Raw genomic sequence first — 2,888 nt, forward strand, 5'->3', positions numbered from 1 at the left:
TAAAAGAAGTCCGGCGGTGTCCTACTCTCCCACAGGGTCCCCCCTGCAGTACCATCGGCGCTGTGAGGCTTAGCTTCCGGGTTCGGAATGTAACCGGGCGTTTCCCTCACGCTATGGCCGCCGAAACACTATAGATGTTTCAATCAAAACACATAACAAAGTCATTGTCATGCGGTTCTCGACCGTACATCGAGAACCACTCAGTGGACGCGTAGCACCAACAAACGGTGTGTTATCAAGTCATCGGCTTATTAGTACCAGTCAGCTGCATGCATTACTGCACTTCCACATCTGGCCTATCAACCCAGTAGTCTGGCTGGGAGCCTCTCACCCGAAGGTATGGAAATCTCATCTTGAGGCCGGCTTCCCGCTTAGATGCTTTCAGCGGTTATCCATCCCGAACGTAGCTAATCAGCGGTGCTCCTGGCGGAACAACTGACACACCAGAGGTTCGTCCAACCCGGTCCTCTCGTACTAGGGTCAGATCCTCTCAAATTTCCTACGCGCGCAGCGGATAGGGACCGAACTGTCTCACGACGTTCTAAACCCAGCTCGCGTACCGCTTTAATGGGCGAACAGCCCAACCCTTGGGACCTACTCCAGCCCCAGGATGCGACGAGCCGACATCGAGGTGCCAAACCATGCCGTCGATATGGACTCTTGGGCAAGATCAGCCTGTTATCCCCGAGGTACCTTTTATCCGTTGAGCGACAGCGCTTCCACAAGCCACTGCCGGATCACTAGTCCCGACTTTCGTCCCTGCTCGACCTGTCAGTCTCACAGTCAAGCTCCCTTGTGCACTTACACTCGACACCTGATTGCCAACCAGGTTGAGGGAACCTTTGGGCGCCTCCGTTACTTTTTGGGAGGCAACCGCCCCAGTTAAACTACCCACCATGCACTGTCCCTGAACCGGATTACGGTTCGAAGTTAGATATCCAGAGTGACCAGAGTGGTATTTCAACAATGACTCCACATGAACTGGCGTCCATGCTTCACAGTCTCCCACCTATCCTACACAAGCCACACCGAACACCAATACAAAGCTATAGTAAAGGTCACGGGGTCTTTCCGTCCTGCTGCGCGTAACGAGCATCTTTACTCGTAATGCAATTTCGCCGAGTTCGCGGTTGAGACAGTTGGGAAGTCGTTACGCCATTCGTGCAGGTCGGAACTTACCCGACAAGGAATTTCGCTACCTTAGGATGGTTATAGTTACCACCGCCGTTTACTGGGGCTTAAATTCTCAGCTTCGCCTTGCGGCTAACCGGTCCTCTTAACCTTCCAGCACCGGGCAGGCGTCAGTCCGTATACATCGTCTTGCGACTTGGCACGGACCTGTGTTTTTAGTAAACAGTCGCTACCCACTAGTCTCTGCGGCCTCCAAACGCTTTCGGAGCAAGTCCTAATACGTCGAAGGCCCCCCTTCTCCCGAAGTTACGGGGGCATTTTGCCGAGTTCCTTAACCACGATTCTCTCGATCTCCTTGGTATTCTCTACCTGACCACCTGAGTCGGTTTGGGGTACGGGCGGCTGGAACCTCGCGTCGATGCTTTTCTTGGCAGCATAGGATCATCCACTTTTTATCCGCATCGTGTCTCAGCCTATGTGAGAGACGGATTTGCCTATCTCTCGGCCTACGCACTTGCACCGGGACAACCATCGCCCGGCTGGACTACCTTCCTGCGTCACACCTGTTAATACGCTAACCGCACCAGAATGGGGTCGTGCGCTAGGCCCAACGCGTCACCCCGAAGGGATCAGTCACTGGGATTCAGACACTTAGCACTACTGGATTAGCTTGGGCGGTTCTTCGCCGGTACGGGAATATCAACCCGTTGTCCATCGACTACGCCTGTCGGCCTCGCCTTAGGTCCCGACTTACCCAGGGAAGATTAGCTTGACCCTGGAACCCTTGGTCTTTCGGAGGACGTGTTTCTCACACGTCTTTCGCTACTCATGCCTGCATTCTCACTCGTGTAGCCTCCACGGCTGGTTTACACCGCCGCTTCGCTGGCCACACGACGCTCTCCTACCCATCAACACGGCTGGACCACGAAGGCCTACCAATAATGTCAATGCCACAACTTCGGTGGCGTGCTTGAGCCCCGTTACATTGTCGGCGCGGAATCACTTGACCAGTGAGCTATTACGCACTCTTTCAAGGGTGGCTGCTTCTAAGCCAACCTCCTGGTTGTCAAGGCAACTCCACATCCTTTCCCACTTAGCACGCGCTTTGGGACCTTAGTTGGTGGTCTGGGTTGTTTCCCTCTCGACTATGAAGCTTATCCCCCACAGTCTCACTGCTGCGCTCTCACTTACCGGCATTCGGAGTTTGGCTGACGTCAGTAACCTTGTAGGGCCCATCGGCCATCCAGTAGCTCTACCTCCGGCAAGAAACACGCAACGCTGCACCTAAATGCATTTCGGAGAGAACCAGCTATCACGAAGTTTGATTGGCCTTTCACCCCTATCCACAGCTCATCCCCTCAGTTTTCAACCTAAGTGGGTTCGGTCCTCCACGACGTCTTACCGTCGCTTCAACCTGGCCATGGATAGATCACTTCGCTTCGGGTCTAGGACATGCGACTGAATCGCCCTATTCAGACTCGCTTTCGCTACGGCTACCCCTCAACGGGTTAACCTCGCCACATATCGCTAACTCGCAGGCTCATTCTTCAAAAGGCACGCTGTCACAGCTACTAAGGCTGCTCCAACGGTTTGTAAGCAAACGGTTTCAGGTACTATTTCACTCCCCTCCCGGGGTACTTTTCACCTTTCCCTCACGGTACTTGTCCGCTATCGGTCATCTGGGAGTATTTAGGCTTATCAGGTGGTCCTGACAGATTCACACGGGATTTCACGGGCCCCGTGCTACTTGGGATACT

The 2,888-nt window shown here is 54.0% G+C and carries 2 rRNA genes (1 of these 2 running past the window's edge); both read right to left on the reverse strand.

Annotated elements, in window-relative coordinates:
• Nucleotides 1–8 precede the first annotated feature (8 nt).
• A 5S ribosomal RNA gene (gene rrf, locus MRBLMI13_RS18370) occupies nt 9–125 on the reverse strand.
• A 106-nt stretch (nt 126–231) separates the two neighbouring features.
• Nucleotides 232–2,888 (reverse strand): 23S ribosomal RNA (locus MRBLMI13_RS18375); it runs 546 nt beyond the window's last position.

Source organism: Microbacterium sp. LMI13-1-1.1 (assembly GCF_040815625.1).
Classification (GTDB): domain Bacteria; phylum Actinomycetota; class Actinomycetes; order Actinomycetales; family Microbacteriaceae; genus Microbacterium; species Microbacterium forte.